Origin of the sequence: Lactiplantibacillus sp. 30.2.29 (assembly GCF_018991255.1) — a bacterium.
In the GTDB taxonomy this organism is placed as follows: domain Bacteria; phylum Bacillota; class Bacilli; order Lactobacillales; family Lactobacillaceae; genus Lactiplantibacillus; species Lactiplantibacillus pentosus.
The window spans coordinates 1-14,676 of record NZ_JAGYGU010000030.1; the positions used below are offsets into that span (position 1 = coordinate 1).

At 47.0% G+C, this 14,676-nt stretch carries 14 protein-coding genes; 5 read left to right on the forward strand and 9 right to left on the reverse strand.

Annotation, left to right across the window (positions count from 1 at the left end):
• Positions 1–139: 139 nt before the first annotated feature.
• The gene (locus KGF65_RS13630; RefSeq protein ID WP_101873333.1) at positions 140–322 is read right to left on the reverse strand and encodes a hypothetical protein; all 183 of its coding nucleotides are present in this window, start codon (positions 320–322) and stop codon (positions 140–142) included.
• Between the two features lie 1,211 nt (positions 323–1,533).
• A complete protein-coding gene (locus KGF65_RS13635; RefSeq protein ID WP_050338472.1) occupies positions 1,534–1,743 on the reverse strand; it encodes a hypothetical protein in 210 nt (69 codons plus the stop codon).
• A gap of 362 nt (positions 1,744–2,105) precedes the next feature.
• Here KGF65_RS13635 and KGF65_RS13640 point away from each other — a divergent pair, with 362 nt between their 5' ends.
• Complete coding sequence (locus KGF65_RS13640) at positions 2,106–2,453, forward strand: heavy metal-binding domain-containing protein (protein WP_021337964.1); 348 nt, start codon at positions 2,106–2,108, stop codon at positions 2,451–2,453.
• A 102-nt stretch (positions 2,454–2,555) separates the two neighbouring features.
• Here KGF65_RS13640 and KGF65_RS13645 read toward each other — a convergent pair whose 3' ends face one another.
• A complete protein-coding gene (locus KGF65_RS13645) occupies positions 2,556–3,767 on the reverse strand; it encodes an MFS transporter (RefSeq protein WP_216748631.1) in 1,212 nt (403 codons plus the stop codon).
• Positions 3,768–3,883: 116 nt separating this feature from the next.
• Here KGF65_RS13645 and KGF65_RS13650 point away from each other — a divergent pair, with 116 nt between their 5' ends.
• Positions 3,884–4,468 carry a helix-turn-helix domain-containing protein gene (locus tag KGF65_RS13650; RefSeq protein ID WP_050338470.1) on the forward strand — a complete coding sequence of 195 codons (585 nt, stop codon included), beginning with the start codon at positions 3,884–3,886 and terminating at the stop codon, positions 4,466–4,468.
• 133 nt (positions 4,469–4,601) lie between these two features.
• On the opposite strand, the gene KGF65_RS13655 is transcribed toward KGF65_RS13650, so the two are convergent.
• Genes KGF65_RS13655 through rnz form a run of 5 tightly spaced genes read right to left on the reverse strand, consistent with a single transcriptional unit; the run spans position 4,602 to position 9,595 of the window.
• Positions 4,602–5,120: an adenine phosphoribosyltransferase gene (locus tag KGF65_RS13655; RefSeq protein ID WP_003638988.1), complete on the reverse strand. Its 519-nt coding sequence runs from the start codon at positions 5,118–5,120 to the stop codon at positions 4,602–4,604.
• 18 nt (positions 5,121–5,138) lie between these two features.
• The gene (gene recJ / locus KGF65_RS13660) at positions 5,139–7,475 is read right to left on the reverse strand and encodes a single-stranded-DNA-specific exonuclease RecJ (RefSeq protein ID WP_101873331.1); all 2,337 of its coding nucleotides are present in this window, start codon (positions 7,473–7,475) and stop codon (positions 5,139–5,141) included.
• A gap of 21 nt (positions 7,476–7,496) precedes the next feature.
• On the reverse strand, positions 7,497–7,847 hold the full coding sequence (locus KGF65_RS13665) for a lipopolysaccharide assembly LapA domain-containing protein (protein ID WP_050338468.1): 351 nt from the start codon (positions 7,845–7,847) through the stop codon (positions 7,497–7,499).
• 12 nt (positions 7,848–7,859) lie between these two features.
• Positions 7,860–8,651 carry an SDR family oxidoreductase gene (locus KGF65_RS13670; protein ID WP_216748632.1) on the reverse strand — a complete coding sequence of 264 codons (792 nt, stop codon included), beginning with the start codon at positions 8,649–8,651 and terminating at the stop codon, positions 7,860–7,862.
• Between the two features lie 8 nt (positions 8,652–8,659).
• Positions 8,660–9,595: a ribonuclease Z gene (gene rnz, locus KGF65_RS13675; RefSeq protein ID WP_105923684.1), complete on the reverse strand. Its 936-nt coding sequence runs from the start codon at positions 9,593–9,595 to the stop codon at positions 8,660–8,662.
• A 1,400-nt stretch (positions 9,596–10,995) separates the two neighbouring features.
• On the opposite strand from rnz, the gene KGF65_RS13680 reads away from it, so the two are divergent.
• The gene (locus tag KGF65_RS13680; protein ID WP_050338465.1) at positions 10,996–11,280 is read left to right on the forward strand and encodes a hypothetical protein; all 285 of its coding nucleotides are present in this window, start codon (positions 10,996–10,998) and stop codon (positions 11,278–11,280) included.
• A gap of 170 nt (positions 11,281–11,450) precedes the next feature.
• Here the strand turns inward: KGF65_RS13680 and obgE are convergent, their stop codons facing one another.
• The gene (gene obgE / locus KGF65_RS13685; protein WP_101873328.1) at positions 11,451–12,746 is read right to left on the reverse strand and encodes a GTPase ObgE; all 1,296 of its coding nucleotides are present in this window, start codon (positions 12,744–12,746) and stop codon (positions 11,451–11,453) included.
• 248 nt (positions 12,747–12,994) lie between these two features.
• On the opposite strand from obgE, the gene KGF65_RS13690 reads away from it, so the two are divergent.
• Together KGF65_RS13690 and pfkB are read left to right on the forward strand one after the other, a co-directional pair.
• Positions 12,995–13,750, forward strand: a complete 756-nt coding sequence (locus tag KGF65_RS13690) for a DeoR/GlpR family DNA-binding transcription regulator (protein WP_003638995.1) — start codon at positions 12,995–12,997, stop codon at positions 13,748–13,750.
• Positions 13,747–14,664: a 1-phosphofructokinase gene (pfkB, locus tag KGF65_RS13695; RefSeq protein ID WP_216748633.1), complete on the forward strand. Its 918-nt coding sequence runs from the start codon at positions 13,747–13,749 to the stop codon at positions 14,662–14,664. The genes KGF65_RS13690 and pfkB overlap by 4 nt, the downstream gene beginning before the upstream one ends.
• Positions 14,665–14,676: the final 12 nt, after the last annotated feature.

The following is a 14,676-nucleotide window of genomic DNA, read 5'->3' on the forward strand; positions in this document are numbered from 1 at the left end:
TGTTGAGTACTCATAATTTTTCACCTCGATTGTATTGGGTTAATTAAATTATACATTATTCGCTCATTAGAACGAAGGAAAGTTAGATGCCTGAAACAATAGCATAATAAAAGACTATCAGTACACATTCACCGATAGTCTATTTAGAATCGTTTGGACGATTATAAACCCATGCAATATCTTTCAATTCAATCGCAATATTTTCCCAATTACTTGGTCCATCTCCAACATCGGCTAAAAAATGTGTACTATCGAGAACTTCAACAATTCCAGCCGTACGACCATCCTTTAATACAACATCATCAAATTCTTTAATCTCCATGCTTAGCCTCCTCAACAAATATAGTGGTCATCCGCGTTGAGCCATGATTATCAGTCCACGCAAATAACATGTTGGTGGGTTGATCGAATATCCTTATCATAAACAATAATGTTTTGTTGATAACGCTTACCGTGTCCTAGATTACTCTTGAGTATTGAGGGGGTGTTTTACGGCTTAATCCGTTGCAGATATGCTCAATACTCATTCATCAATGATTCGATAAATCTTAAAAGCTCGCTTATCCAACGCGACAATAAGTTGGTATTTCTTAGTATAGCGCAGTTTTACTCATTAAACTTTGTTTGATTGTAATGGTAATTAGCTTTCGTGCTAATTAATCGTCCCCGCTGCTGCTGATTGTACAAAACTCCTCAGATGGCCCTTGCACAATTGTCCGGCTCACATATTAAAAGTACCGAGAACTGTCGCAAGAAGAGAAGGACATTTTGCGCGGTACACTGAGCACAGCATAAATTTCATGGCTTCCCCAGCATTACCTTTCCGTTATCATAAAATCGAAGTTTGGTTCTCTCACTTCAAACATATTGTCATCTACAAATATAATTTTTGGAAGTCGGCCTTTCATATTCGCCCCCATATGTTTAATCCAAAATTAATTCCTTCTTCCTGCTTTATCACCGAAAGACACCAAAATTGAACTCATCTTTTAATGGCACGCCTCGCAACATATCGGTATAATTTAACGAAGGTGACACGTTTCTGGAAAACACCTGGAATTAGGCAAAAGTCAATACAAATGGGGGGACAATCATGAAAAATTGGAGTAAATGTAATATCTGGCAAAAATCGGTTGTCGTAGTAATGCTGTTGCTTCTAGCATACGAAATCGTCACAACCGCAGAAGCACTAATAAGATTTTTCAAATAACGTCCGCTGTTGATCTATGAATGTCGCATGTCCTGTGACCAACAAGAGGATCTAGCGGACGAGGATAACAGTGGCAAACAATTACGTCAAGATGCCGATAGCCACCTCTTCGGTAAGTTATAAATCCTCAAAAGCTCATGGATAAATGCTCATACACACCTCAAAAATTCAAAAATCCTCGCACTTGTTAGAACGAATTAGTGCGAGGATTTATTTTTGTATATCCCAATGATGCATTTTAGGGCAACTATGAAAACCTTCAACATCTCAATTCCAAGTACTGTAAACATTCCCCAAACTCACTAATAGCCGACTCCCGCTAATCAATCCTTCTGCTCCAGCGCCGCCTTCCCAAACACAAAGAACGACAACACTAAGCCGGCACAGGATAACACGAACAAAATACCGTAGCATAACACATCCCCAACTGTGACTAGCGTCTTAGGAAATCCCGCCACCGACACCCACAGAAAAACTGCACTTAGCCAAAACCAAAATGAGCGATAGAACCGAACTGGTCGACGTAACTTCATGATGCTCTCCCCCTCGTCTCCGTATCAGTTATGATTCAAACTAAAGCTCGCTTGAATAACGCTAATTATAGGCAGGCCTCATGACAACACAAGTGAATTAACGCTATGTTGCTGTATATTGCAGGCGAAAAATACACTGTTGTGTTTGTTAAGTAGCGATAGTTTCTCTCGATGCTGAAAAGTCATGCCGGTGACGGGCGGAACCCGCGACTGAACCGTCTTAATCAATCGACTTACAAACTTCAGACCGAAAATTTCTCGCTTGGTTTCGATCACATCTAACCGCTCACCCATCCAAAACACTCGCTTTTGGCAACCGCGCTATGCTATGATGAAAACAATTCAAAAAGGAGGTTCCGTCAATGACACAACTATTAGTGACGACAACGGAAAACATTCCGGGGCACCCCTACGAAGTTTTGGGGGAAGTATTTGGCTTAACCACTCAATCTAAAAACTTGGTGCGTAACATCGGGGCGGGCTTAAAAGGACTCGTTGGTGGCGAAATCAAGGATTACACCAAGATGCTCGAAGAATCACGCGACGTGGCAGTAAATCGGTTGCGCGATAATGCCAGTGCGATGGGCGCTGACGCCGTGGTGATGATGCGCTTTGATACTGGCTCCATTAGTCAGGACATGCAATCGGTCGCCGCGTATGGTACTGCGGTCCGTTTTATTAATACGGACTCAACCGACACCAATGCATAATCTCATTTAAAACGACAGAAACGGCTTGCAGATTTATTCTTGCAAACCGTTTTCTTCTCACATCAATTATTTGCGTCATACAATTACGGCACTTTTCCATTATCAACGTCGGATAAACAAGCACCCACCACTAACCAGCAGCATGTCTATGCCAGTGACATACGCCGCTGCTGGGCTGACAACATTATCCAGCAGCACTAGGCCAACGCTACCAATTGGCATCGAAATGGTGACCAAAGAATTGATGATGCCGCTCAAACTACCCACGATACTTCCATCAGCAACTTTTAGCAAACTTGCCATCAATTTAGGATTTGCTTGTCCCATGCAAAATCCACCAATCGTCATAATTGCCACTACCAACCAATAATTCTGCCAACTGAGCAAATTGATAAACAAGCCCGCAAACATGATCATAGTTGTTAACATGACACTGCGAAACGACCATTTCTGAAACCAACCTGTATGTAACAAGTTCCCAACAATATTGCCTATCACAGTTGCGGTATTCATCACTAAGACCGCCACTCCAAACGAAAGTGGTAAATAGTCCGCGCGGTGGATCAAGTACAAATTCAACAAGGCGTCTACACTTGCGCCGACCGCATTCAATAACGAGAGGCTCCCCAATAACGCCAACACGTTCATGTGTGTCCCCGATTCCATTACCCGTCGTACTTGTTGGAGCAGTTGGCGAAATGACGGGGTTGCGGCTTCCGCAATTGTCGGCAGTTTTAGCGTCCCATAGCCGGACAGTAGCACGATGCCCGCAATCAAGAACGTGAGCGCGTTCAAATATCCAGCGACCTGATAATTCCCCGTCGCAGCCAAGATGCTGACCCCCAGTGCCTGCCCCATCGTCTGCATTAGGACGCCGATACCTTGGTTGATTCCGATGGCTTCCTCTTGTTGCTCAGATGCGACTTTGGATTGTAGTAACGGCATTCGTAAGCTACCACTAAACATGCCAAACACGTCTGAACACAAATTAATCACAATAATAATCAGTAGGAGCCCAACCTGTTTACCGGTAATGAGTTGCGCCAATACGAGATATAGGCCTGCCTGAACAAATTTCAATCCCGCTAGCCAGCCTCGTTTATTGGGCTGCGAATCTGCCAAGCGGCCGGTCATGATACTAAAGATTCCGGGCAGGACGGTAGCCACCGAAACGATTGAAACCATCAAACTGGCTTGCGCAAAGGTGCGCGCGTACGTTAATAAAATAATGTTGAATAAACTAGTCCCAATAGTTTCAAACAAATCGGCTGCTGTAAGTGTGACGAACGCGCGGTTACGAGCTAGATTTTTCATAATGCCACTCCCCAATCTAATATTATTTATCGTTTAAATTATTTTAAATGATAAATAAACTTTAATCGTTTGATTTCTATTTTTCAAATGGTTAAGCTAGGATTGAGGTGAAAAACATGCCCAAAAACACACTGGCACAGTTTGCAAAGTTGATGGCAGATCCAAAAGTTTCCGCGATTTTGAAGGCCACGAAATCAGAGGATGGCTTAACAACCAAGCAAATTTCAGCCCAAACTAAAATTCCTAATAACCAGTTGTACTACACCATCAACAAGATGCAGGATGCCGACTTATTAACCATCGTTAATCAGGTTCAAGTCAAAAATCTGACCGAAAACTATTATTCTAGCGCCCACCTTTCCAATGAAACGCCGCGGTTTCAAACGGATCTGGATGCGCTCGACACAGATATGACTAACATTTCTGGCACTTGGACGCATACTCACATCCAGGAGGTTTTACAATGGATTATGCTACTCAACCATGACTTTAGTGAAACTTTCAGAGAAGAGATGGCTGATAAGCAACCTGACGAAGCATCCGTTTTCTTCAGCAACGCGACCTTAAACTTGTCCGCTGCTGGTGAACACCAATTACGGTTAGATATTATTAAATTGCTTGGTAATGCTGAAAAGAATGACCCGGATCCCAACTCCAAGGACAAGCATCAGGCGAAAATATTAATTGAAAAGTGGGAATAGCGTGTGCACTGTACGATTACGTTGTTTTGATCAGTTGGTAAAGTTCACGAAATATCAATAATTCAACTAAGCGCACAACAAAAAGCCCCGGATGACTAATAAATCGTCATCCGGAGCTTTTTACATCTTGGCTTTAAAATTGCATCAAGCTCAACATGTCATAATCTTTAATTTTATCGCGGCCATGCAAATCTTTCAGTTCAACCAAAAAGGCCGTTCCGACCACATTGCCACCTAATTCTTCAACCATTTGAATCGTGGCAGAAATCGTACCACCCGTAGCCAACAAGTCATCCGTGACCAGCACGTTTTGACCAGGCTTGATTGCATCTTTATGCAGGTACAATGCTGATTGCCCATATTCCAAATCGTAGGTTGCCTTGACCGTTGCGCGTGGCAACTTACCCTTCTTACGGGCTGGCGCAAATCCGACCCCTAGCTCATAAGCGACTGGACAGCCAACAATAAAGCCCCGTGCTTCGGGACCGACGATCATATCAACGTGCTTGTCACGTGCAAACTGAACGATTTGGTCAGTCGCTTCCCGGTAAGCCGCGCCGTCAGCCATCAATGGTGAAATATCCCGAAAGATAATGCCAGGTTCTGGATAATCCGGAATACTAGCCACATACTTTGTTAAATCTAATGCCATTTGTTCTTAACAGCTCCTTCAATTCTTAACCGCAGCCTGGTTCTTCACCCATACTTGGAGCGCTGCGGATTTACTATATAAAAGCGTTTCTTCAGCAACGATTTGCTGCTCGCGTAGCTGATAACTAGGGGCGTGATGTAAATCCGCTTTGGACGGATTCGAAACGCCATTCATGACACCATCATTTATTTTAACAAATCCGACCTCAAAAAACACCTGTATCATAAAAATAAGCAAATTTCGCTCAAGGTGTAAATGTTTAGCGACCTGCGTCAATTGATGATGAATGTCGACATCGTGGTGCGCCGCGGTGAACTGGAACAACTTCGCAAACTGCTCACGATTCGGCATCCCACTCATGTAGACCGAATCACGCCGATATAAGTACAGCGTCACTTGATCAAGGGCAATCGACGACAAGACCTGCGTCATATCAGGCAATGTATCGGGGCAATCAACGATGAAGACCGCTTGCCCGGCCGTTACCGTAGCGAGGTCCACGTCTTCTTCCCCGACCCAGACGGCCTTGGCTTGCGCCCCCATGTATTGTTCGACCTGCTTCATAATGCGCCGATGGAAGAATAAGTAGGTTCCCGGTGCCTGGAATAAATGCGCCGATAAATGTTGGGTACGCGCATCAATGACTTGCGTTCCCGTCACAGCAACGTCTTTAATCATAATCTGCGGCTTGGTCTGCCCATTCCACGTATTTTCGCTGAGTGCACCGACTAACGTGACATCCGTGGGACTCGCCTGAATCGCGGGTAAAGCGTCACCCATCGAAAAGCCAATCGCATCCACGGTAGTGTCACCATCACCCAGTTGCAGCTTCAAGTGCTGCTGGTCACTGCCAATCGCCCGCGCTTGTGGAATCGTGGTCGGCGCTAGTTTGAACAAGGGAGCCGGATTATCAGTGCCAAACGGGGCCAAGGATTGAATGTCCGCCAACGTGTCTAGCGTCGCATCCGCCACTGACAAGGTTCCGTCAATCGCTAACTTGACCTGCGCATTATCCGCTAATTGTTGCTGGATCGCGGCGTCTTCCATGGCAGTCTTCAGCCTTTCCAACTGGTCTGCCATGACCGTCAGCCCGACCGCCATGTGATGACCACCAAAGGCAACCAGCGCATCACGAACTGGGTCGATCGCCGCAAACAAGTTATAGGCTTCGACACTACGGCCACTGCCTTTCAAGCGGCCATCCGCGTCTTCATTCAAAACGAGGGTTGGTTTGCCAGTCGTTTCAACGACGTGACTAGCAACGATTCCTAACACACCCTCATGCCAGCCTTTACCGGTAATCACCAGTGTCTGCCGGCCCTGATTCTCAGCTGATTGTGCTTGTTCAATGGCGCTGGCACTGATCGTTTTGACCAACCCTTGCCGTTTTTCATTCAATTGATTGACCTGCTTAGCCAGTGCGGTCGCCCGCTCTTCATCTAGCGTGGTCAATAATTCGACGCCACTCTGTGCAGATTGCAACCGTCCGAGCGCATTCAACCGTGGTGCGATGCCAAAGCCAATACTCGTTTCAGTTAACTTGTTAGGTTGTAAACCGGCTTCTTGAATCAAAGCGGCCAACCCGGGGCGCGTCGTCTGTTGGAGCACCTTAAGGCCCAGCGTCACGATGGTCCGATTTTCGCCAGTCAGGCTAACCAAATCAGCGACGGTTCCAATCGCAGCGAGGTCCAAGAGTTCTTCGGGCACCTCTTCAATCAAGGCCGTGGCGACTTTAAAAGCAACCCCGGCACCGGAAAGTCCGCCAAACGGATAATGACCTTCTGGATGACGAGGATGCACGATTGCATAGGCATGCGGCAATTCAGCGGGCAGTTCATGATGATCAGTCACGACGACGTCCACGCCCTGCGCTTGAACCTGATCAATGACCGCGTTGCCAGCGACGCCGTTATCAACCGTCACAAACAGTTGGGTGCCCTTTGCAATCAAACGGTCAAACGCCGCCTGGTTCGGCCCGTAACCATCTTTAAAGCGGTCCGGAATGTAGTAGTTCACATTGGCGCCAATTTGGTCCAACGTTTCATACATGATGGCCGTGCTGGTCAACCCATCCGCATCGTAATCACCATAGATCGTAATTTGATCACCGGCAATCACCGCTGCTTGAATCCGTTCGACCGCCTTTTCCATATCATGCATCGTCGTCGGGTCCAATAAGGGCTGCTGATCTGCATGTAAAAATGGTTCCGCCGCTTCGGGTGTGTCAATGCCGCGCGTGATCAACAAACGTGCAACTAATGGTGACACCTCCGCAGCCTGCGATAACGCATTGACGGCCGTTTCAGAAACGGCCGTCGTCTCGCGTGATACCCATTTTTTCTTTGCCGCTAACATGGCATCCTTCCTTTCAAAAGCTTACTTGTCGGTTGTCGTGGTTGGTTGTTCTGGCACCGACCGTTTTTGTTTTCCTTTATTATTGAGCCGTAACGTCAATTGTTTATTTTCTGCCGTCAACTTTTCAATCTTTGCTTGAGCTGCTGCAAGTTCTTCGGCATGTGCCGACCGTTCCTTTGATTCATTGACCGTCGCCATCAAAACTGCCGTAACAACTCCCAAAATCAGCGTAATCACAATGACCAGAATTAATGGCCAGTGAACGGCTGTCACCCCAAAATTGATCCGAACTGGTTCCACATTTAAAATGGCAAAGATAATCACGACTAACGCGATCACCAGCGCACTCACTAACCGCCATTGATTTTTCATTCCACTCATCCCCTATTTAAAATTAAATACCGTGCCAGTCAGCCAGTCCCCCAGCTGAGGCGCGAACTGATAACCTAAATTAGCGACCGACATGAGCCACGGCCGATTGAGCTCGCGCTGTCCGCGGCCAATGCGACTGACGATCAATGCCGCAAACTTGACCGGATTAAGCGCTAAACGGTCCATACGTTCGATATAATCCCCATCTGGATCGGCAATTTTGAAAAAGTCGGTTTTGATGGGACCCGGATTGACCGTCAACACGTTCACGTGGTCCGCTTTCAATTCCAATCGCAAAGCATTGTCATACGCGATAATTGCGGCCTTACTAGCAGCGTATACCGCTGACTTGGGCGTCGCAATCTTACCGGCCATCGAAGCCACGTTCACGATTTCTCCGGCGTGTTGCTGAACCATCCGCTTCGCAGCGAGTTGACTCACGTACATCGTCCCCAAGGTATTGACCCGCAACATCCGTTCCATGGTGGCCGCTTCCATATCAACCACATTGGTCATGTCCCCAAAGCCAGCCGCATTAATGACCACATCAAGACGACCAAACAAATCATCGATAGTCGCAAAAACTTGGTCGACGGCTGTCACGCGACTGACATCACAGGTGATCGCAATTGCTTGTTGCTGTGACAAGATTCGACACTGGTCAGCCACTTGCGTCAACCGTTCACGACGACGCGCGGCGAGCACGACATTCGCGCCCTGAGCGGCAACCGCCAACGCTAATTGTTCACCGAGACCGCTGGAAGCACCCGTTACTAACACCGTTTTACCTGCTAAATCTGCCATATCCGCACCTAACCTTTCTTAGGAAGTGGAATTTCGATCACGTCAAAGTCACGGACTACTTTCGACGCCTTAAAAACTTTCTGGGCTTGATTTTGTAATTCTTTGCTCAATTTGCCAGTATACCGCGCTGAAATATGCGTCAATAACAATTGTTTGACGCCTGCTTGTTTGGCAACTTGGGCAGCTTGCGTGCTGGTCGAATGGTAGTAATTGTGGGCTAACTTGCCCTCGTCCTTGCCAAACGTACTTTCATGCACTAATGCATCCGCATCTTGTGCCAAACTCAGGGCATGTGGTGTTCGCCGCGTATCGCCCAAAATGGTGACAATGCGCCCTTTTTGTGGCGCCGCAATATAGTCTTGCCCGTTGATCGTCCGTCCATCAGGCAAAGTTACCGTTTGACCGGCTTTCAATTGACCATAAACGGGGCCACTCGGAATATTGAGTGCTTTTAAGCGGTCCGCTTGCAGTTCACCCGGATGGTCGGCTTCTTCCACCCGATAACCAAAACAAGCAATTCGGTGGTCTAGCGGTTCGCAGCTGACCTTAAACGTCGCGTCTTCAAACACGGTCCCGGCCTTCGTGATTTCGTGAAACTTAAGTGGGTATGACAAATGGGTTCCGGAGACCCGGAGCGCCGTTTGAACAAAGTCCCGGACACCGACTGGGCCGTAAACCGTCAGCGGTTCATCGCCACCTTGAAACGACCGCGAGCTCAATAGTCCCGGCAATCCAAAGATGTGGTCACCGTGTAAATGGGTAATAAAGATTTTGGCAATTTTACGGGGTTTTAGCGTCGTCCGTAAAATTTGATGTTGAGTGCCTTCACCAACATCGAATAACCAGACTTCATTGCGCTCATCCAACAGCCGGAGCGCCGTACTGGTCACATTGCGGAATTTCCCCGGTGAGCCGGCACTGGTACCTAAAAATTCTAATTGCATATTTTTGTTCGTCCTATCTATACAGTCTGCTAACTATTTTACCGAATCTAACGGCAATTAACAATTGTTAGCACTGCAAAGTCTCGGCTGGTCACTGAAGTTAATCGTCACCAACCGCCATTAAAAATGGGTTCAGTTTATTTTAACATGACAGACCAAAATTATCGCACTCGGTTTCGACCTTTCACCTTAAATGATTGTGGTTTTAGGGTCATCCGTCCACAACTGCCGCCTTTTGATTAGTATTCGGAGAAGCAGATACATTGTAACCGTCGATCTGTCATGAATTATGACTGAAACGTGCCAATTAGTTGGTTTATCGTTCGTCAGCCAGTGATCGTTCTAGTCCGACTTCCGGGGCTGGCTGACAATTGCTGGAGCGTAGCCGACATCGATTTGAACTCACGCAGAAACCCACTGTGTAATTTCAAATACGAGCCTTATTCTAAGCCGGAAGAAAAGCACTTCCGACTAAGAATAATTTGGCTACTGAGCATTGTCAGCCGGCCCCTCCAGTCGGGAAGCCGTTCGAATGGCGGATGAACGGCCGCCTATCTCGGTACAATTGACTACTGAATATTAGGAGACAGGTCCTTCAGGCAAACTTTTGAATCGGTATCGTTGATGACTTGTCGAATCTAATCACTGAAAAAGATAATTGAAGATTATGGCCTTTTTCAATGGTACTAGTCTCCAATTGATGCTAGCATTGCATTTGTCGTGAAGTCCGGATTTTACTCTTTTAGCCGACCAAAGAAAATCTGACAATTTCGATAAAACTGCTTGTTAGAACCCTTAAAGCATGAAAAAAGTTCTGCTATCATTAGAGACAAGCCGTACAGTTCAATGCCAAAATGACTGTGTACTGCGAACCAACGAACCTTTCATCAAAGGTTGAGTCCGCACATGTCCGCCTTTCGAATACCATCCCGGCTTCCAGGTATTCTGGGCAAGGCCCAGTGGTGAAATTTCACTTAGCAAGCGTCTTGTGCTTGGTTAGTGAAAGACCAGTATTTAAGACGTGGGTTGTCGGCTTAAATCTGTGTCCACCACGTTCCGGCCATTGCCCAGAATGCCTGGAAGCCGGACTAGGACGAACCTACAACAGCAAGTTTACGCTAACTCGTACCATTTCCAGCGGGGCTCAGCTGGCAGCTTTTGATCCGGCACGTTTCAGTCATTCTTAATGCTGAATCACGATCAATCCCACGCGTCATCAGATAGCGACCAAATATCTACACCAATCTGGCCACATGACCGTTTTCAGCCGAACATGACCAAATGTGACCGTTTTCACAGTTTCCGTCATCCGCATTTAAGTACACCGCTCAGTCGAGATTGATTAACCCTCGGTGCTATCGTATACTGCTATTGAATGCACAAAACGTGAGGTGATCACCATGCGACTGATCGATTTTAATCTGTCGACCGCCGACTTACAACAAACATTACCCCTCTATTGGGAGGTCAATCGAAATGAACTCCAGCCAATTCAAAGCGTCAGTCTGGTTCACCAGCAATTAGTCCTAGTAGCGGCTAGTAGTGGTCATCCGCTGACGTTGGACCAGTTCAATATGCGGACTCGCCAAATCAATGGTCAGGCCCAGCTTTATATTCAGACGGAACCACAGCCGTTACGATTATTTGGTTACCGCTTGAGTGAACAACGATTATTATTTGGATGACCGAATTGAGACCAAAAAGACACGACTATAGCCGAATGCTATAATCGTGTCTTTTTTGATGTGAATTAACCGGCTAGAAGCATTGCTCTCCAACCCCTCACAGCTGGCGTATGCCTAGATTATGGCACTGCAGTAATTAGGCATACCACCGAATCCTGATCTCTGCTATGTTAATCCATAAACTGGAATGAGTAGTCGAGAATTTGAATCGTATCGTCGTTCTTAGCACCGGCAGCTCGGAGCGCATCGTCCACGCCCATCCCACGCAGTTGTCGTGCAAACCGCATCAAGCTTTCTTCGTGATCTAAGTTAGTCATCTTGAAGAGTCGTTCGAGCTTTTCACCTGAGAGCACGAACAGACCTGGTTCTGGATTATCAACCGTAAAGTCAGCATCCGTTTCTGTCGTGTAATCGCGGTGTTTAAGGTCATCGACACCCTTGATTGGGAACTGTGGCGTCGTGTCTAATAAGTCCGCCGTTTTGGCGAGCAACGCCTTCAACCCCTGTTGTGTAATCGCGGATACCGGATAAATCGCGGGTGTTGTTGGCAACGTGTCATCAGTCGCAAGCTTGGCCTTGAAGGTTTCCAAGTTTTCCGCGGCATCTGGCATATCCATCTTAGTGGCGACAACGATTTGTGGCCGTTTGAGTAAGTCCGGATCATAACTCGTCAGCTCATGATTGATTTTGTGATAATCTTCAAACGGGTCATTTTCCTCGACCCCACTCATATCAATCAAATGCAAAATAACGCGGGTCCGTTCAATATGGCGCAGGAACTGTATTCCTAAGCCGACCCCGTTAGCAGCGCCTTCGATCAGTCCTGGCAAGTCCGCCATGACAAAGTCACGTCCATCATCCAAACGAACCATGCCGAGGTTAGGCACCAACGTCGTGAAGTGGTAAGCGGCAATCTTAGGCTTCGCACTCGTTACGACTGAAAGTAACGTGGACTTTCCGACTGATGGGAACCCAACGAGACCAACATCTGCCAATACTTTCAATTCCATTCGAATGGTTAATTCGTCGCCTGGTTCACCATTTTCAGCGATTTCTGGCGCTGGGTTCTTAGCACTGGCAAAATGAATATTGCCCCGACCACCACGGCCACCTTTTGCGACCACTAATTTCTGGTCTTTGTCGACGATATCACCGATCAACTCGCCGGTCTCCGCATCCGTCACCGTGGTTCCGAGTGGCACTTTGATGATGGTGTCCTTGGCAGAACGCCCCGTCATTTGCTTAATCATCCCATTACCACCAGCGGCAGCCTTGAACTTGCGCGTATAACGGAAATCCATCAACGTCCGTAGCCCTTCGTCAGCTTGCAAGATGACGCTACCACCACGGCCGCCGTCACCACCAGCTGGTCCCCCGTTTGGCACAAATTTTTCACGGCGGAAAGCAACCATGCCGTTACCACCGTTACCGGCCTTTACATCTACTTTTACTTGATCAACAAACATGTTCTTTTCTCCCGTTTCTTCTATATTATTATCTACGAAATCTGATCGTGCGAAATTAGATACCTGACCTAGTATACAAATCTTCGGCGGCTTCGTCAAAAGTTCCACGCCTAAAGGTGGCAGTTGACGCCAATTTACGACGAAATGACGGTTTGATGACGGCTTTTGAATTTTTTTGACAGTTTTTGAAGGTTTTTGTTGCATTTTGATGCTTAAACAGGTATATTATTATGCGGAGGGATTTGAAAGTGCTTACAGAAGAACGACAACAGTACATTTTAAATACGATCCGCTTCAAGGGCATTATTAAAATCAAGGACATCTGTTCTGAAACCAATTGTTCGGAATCGACCGCTCGTCGAGATCTGCAACAATTAGAGGAACAGGGCGAATTGCTCCGCGTCCATGGGGGTGCGAAGTATATGAACTCACTCCAAGAGGAACCCGCGATGAATGATAAGGTCTCCCGCAACGTGAACGCGAAGGACCATATCGCGCAGCAAGCAGTCGCCAACATTCAGATTGATGACGTGATTTATTTGGACGCCGGGACATCAACACTGGCGATGATCCACCATTTAAATCCAAGTTATAACCTGCGTGTTGTGACTAACGGGGTCGTCCACGCTTCCGCCTTAGCGGACATGGGCATTCAGACCTACTTGCTTGGTGGCAATTTGAAAGGCACCACCAAAGCCGTGATTGGTCCCGAAGCGGTCAAATCGTTGGAGGAATACCGATTCAACAAAGTTTTCCTTGGAATCAACGGTGTCCACCCAAAGTTCGGGCTCACCACGCCCGACCCTGATGAAGCGGTCGTCAAAAAAACCGCAATCTTGCAAAGTGAAGAAAGCTTTATTTTAGCTGACAACACTAAGTTCGATCACGTCTCGTTTGCGCGCGTCGGTGATTTGTCCAGTGCGACGATCATCACCGACCAGCTGACACCGAGCGTTGCCGAACAGTACCAACCATTAACTACGATTCAGGAGGTTCAATCATGATTTACACCATTACCGTCAATCCATCGATTGACTACGTGGTTCAACTGCCCCACATGGCACTCGGAAGCGTTAATCGCTTAGCGCACACCGCCAAGTTGCCTGGTGGTAAAGGAATCAATGTTTCACAGATTTTAAATGACTTAGACCAGCCTAACAAAGCACTCGGCTTTATCGGTGGCTTTACTGGAACCTTTATCAGTGACGCGCTGAAGGCCAAGGGGCTGGATTGTCATTTTACCCCGATTGCTGATGACACTAGAATCAATGTCAAGATTCACGCTGAAGAAGAAACCGAATTAAACGGTGCTGGTCCTGACATTACTGCCGCTGAAATCGATGCCTTCTATACCGAATTAGCACATTTAACGCCAGATGACGTGGTTGTGATGTCCGGTAGTTTGGCACCGAGCTTACCAGATAGCTTCTACTATGACATTATTCAAAAAGTTGAAGCAGCTGGTGCGAACTTTGTCATTGACACCACTGGGGAAGCCTTGAAGAAGACCTTACCAAGTCACCCACTCGTCGTTAAACCAAATAATCATGAACTCGCTGATTATTACCACACGACGTTTAACAGCCAAGCTGATATTATTGCGGCTGGCCAACGGATGCTGGCGGAAGGCGCGCAACACGTACTGATTTCAATGGCTGGTGATGGTGGTCTCCTGATCACAAAAGATGCGGTCTACTTTAGCCCCGCACCTAAGGGCCACGTGATCAACTCGGTGGGTGCTGGTGATTCAATGATTGGTGGTTTCGTCGGAATGTTTGCCAAAACCCACGATGCGGTCGAAAGTTTCCGTTACGGCCTCGCATGTGGTTCCGCAACGGCCTTCTCAGAAGACATTGCGACCCGGGCCAAAATCGATGAAATTTTACCACTCATTCACATCGAACAACTCGCTAACTAATGAAAGGACTGT

Coding starts and splice junctions, on each gene's coding strand:
- KGF65_RS13640 (WP_021337964.1), top strand. CDS start 2,106: ATGACACAACTATTAGTGACGACAACGGAAAACATTCCGGGGCACCCC.
- pfkB (WP_216748633.1), top strand. CDS start 13,747: ATGATTTACACCATTACCGTCAATCCATCGATTGACTACGTGGTTCAA.
- KGF65_RS13650 (WP_050338470.1), top strand. CDS start 3,884: ATGCCCAAAAACACACTGGCACAGTTTGCAAAGTTGATGGCAGATCCA.
- rnz (WP_105923684.1), bottom strand. CDS start 9,595: ATGCAATTAGAATTTTTAGGTACCAGTGCCGGCTCACCGGGGAAATTC.
- KGF65_RS13680 (WP_050338465.1), top strand. CDS start 10,996: ATGCGACTGATCGATTTTAATCTGTCGACCGCCGACTTACAACAAACA.
- KGF65_RS13665 (WP_050338468.1), bottom strand. CDS start 7,847: ATGAAAAATCAATGGCGGTTAGTGAGTGCGCTGGTGATCGCGTTAGTC.
- recJ (WP_101873331.1), bottom strand. CDS start 7,475: ATGTTAGCGGCAAAGAAAAAATGGGTATCACGCGAGACGACGGCCGTT.
- KGF65_RS13635 (WP_050338472.1), bottom strand. CDS start 1,743: ATGAAGTTACGTCGACCAGTTCGGTTCTATCGCTCATTTTGGTTTTGG.
- KGF65_RS13670 (WP_216748632.1), bottom strand. CDS start 8,651: ATGGCAGATTTAGCAGGTAAAACGGTGTTAGTAACGGGTGCTTCCAGC.
- KGF65_RS13630 (WP_101873333.1), bottom strand. CDS start 322: ATGGAGATTAAAGAATTTGATGATGTTGTATTAAAGGATGGTCGTACG.
- KGF65_RS13645 (WP_216748631.1), bottom strand. CDS start 3,767: ATGAAAAATCTAGCTCGTAACCGCGCGTTCGTCACACTTACAGCAGCC.
- obgE (WP_101873328.1), bottom strand. CDS start 12,746: ATGTTTGTTGATCAAGTAAAAGTAGATGTAAAGGCCGGTAACGGTGGT.
- KGF65_RS13655 (WP_003638988.1), bottom strand. CDS start 5,120: ATGGCATTAGATTTAACAAAGTATGTGGCTAGTATTCCGGATTATCCA.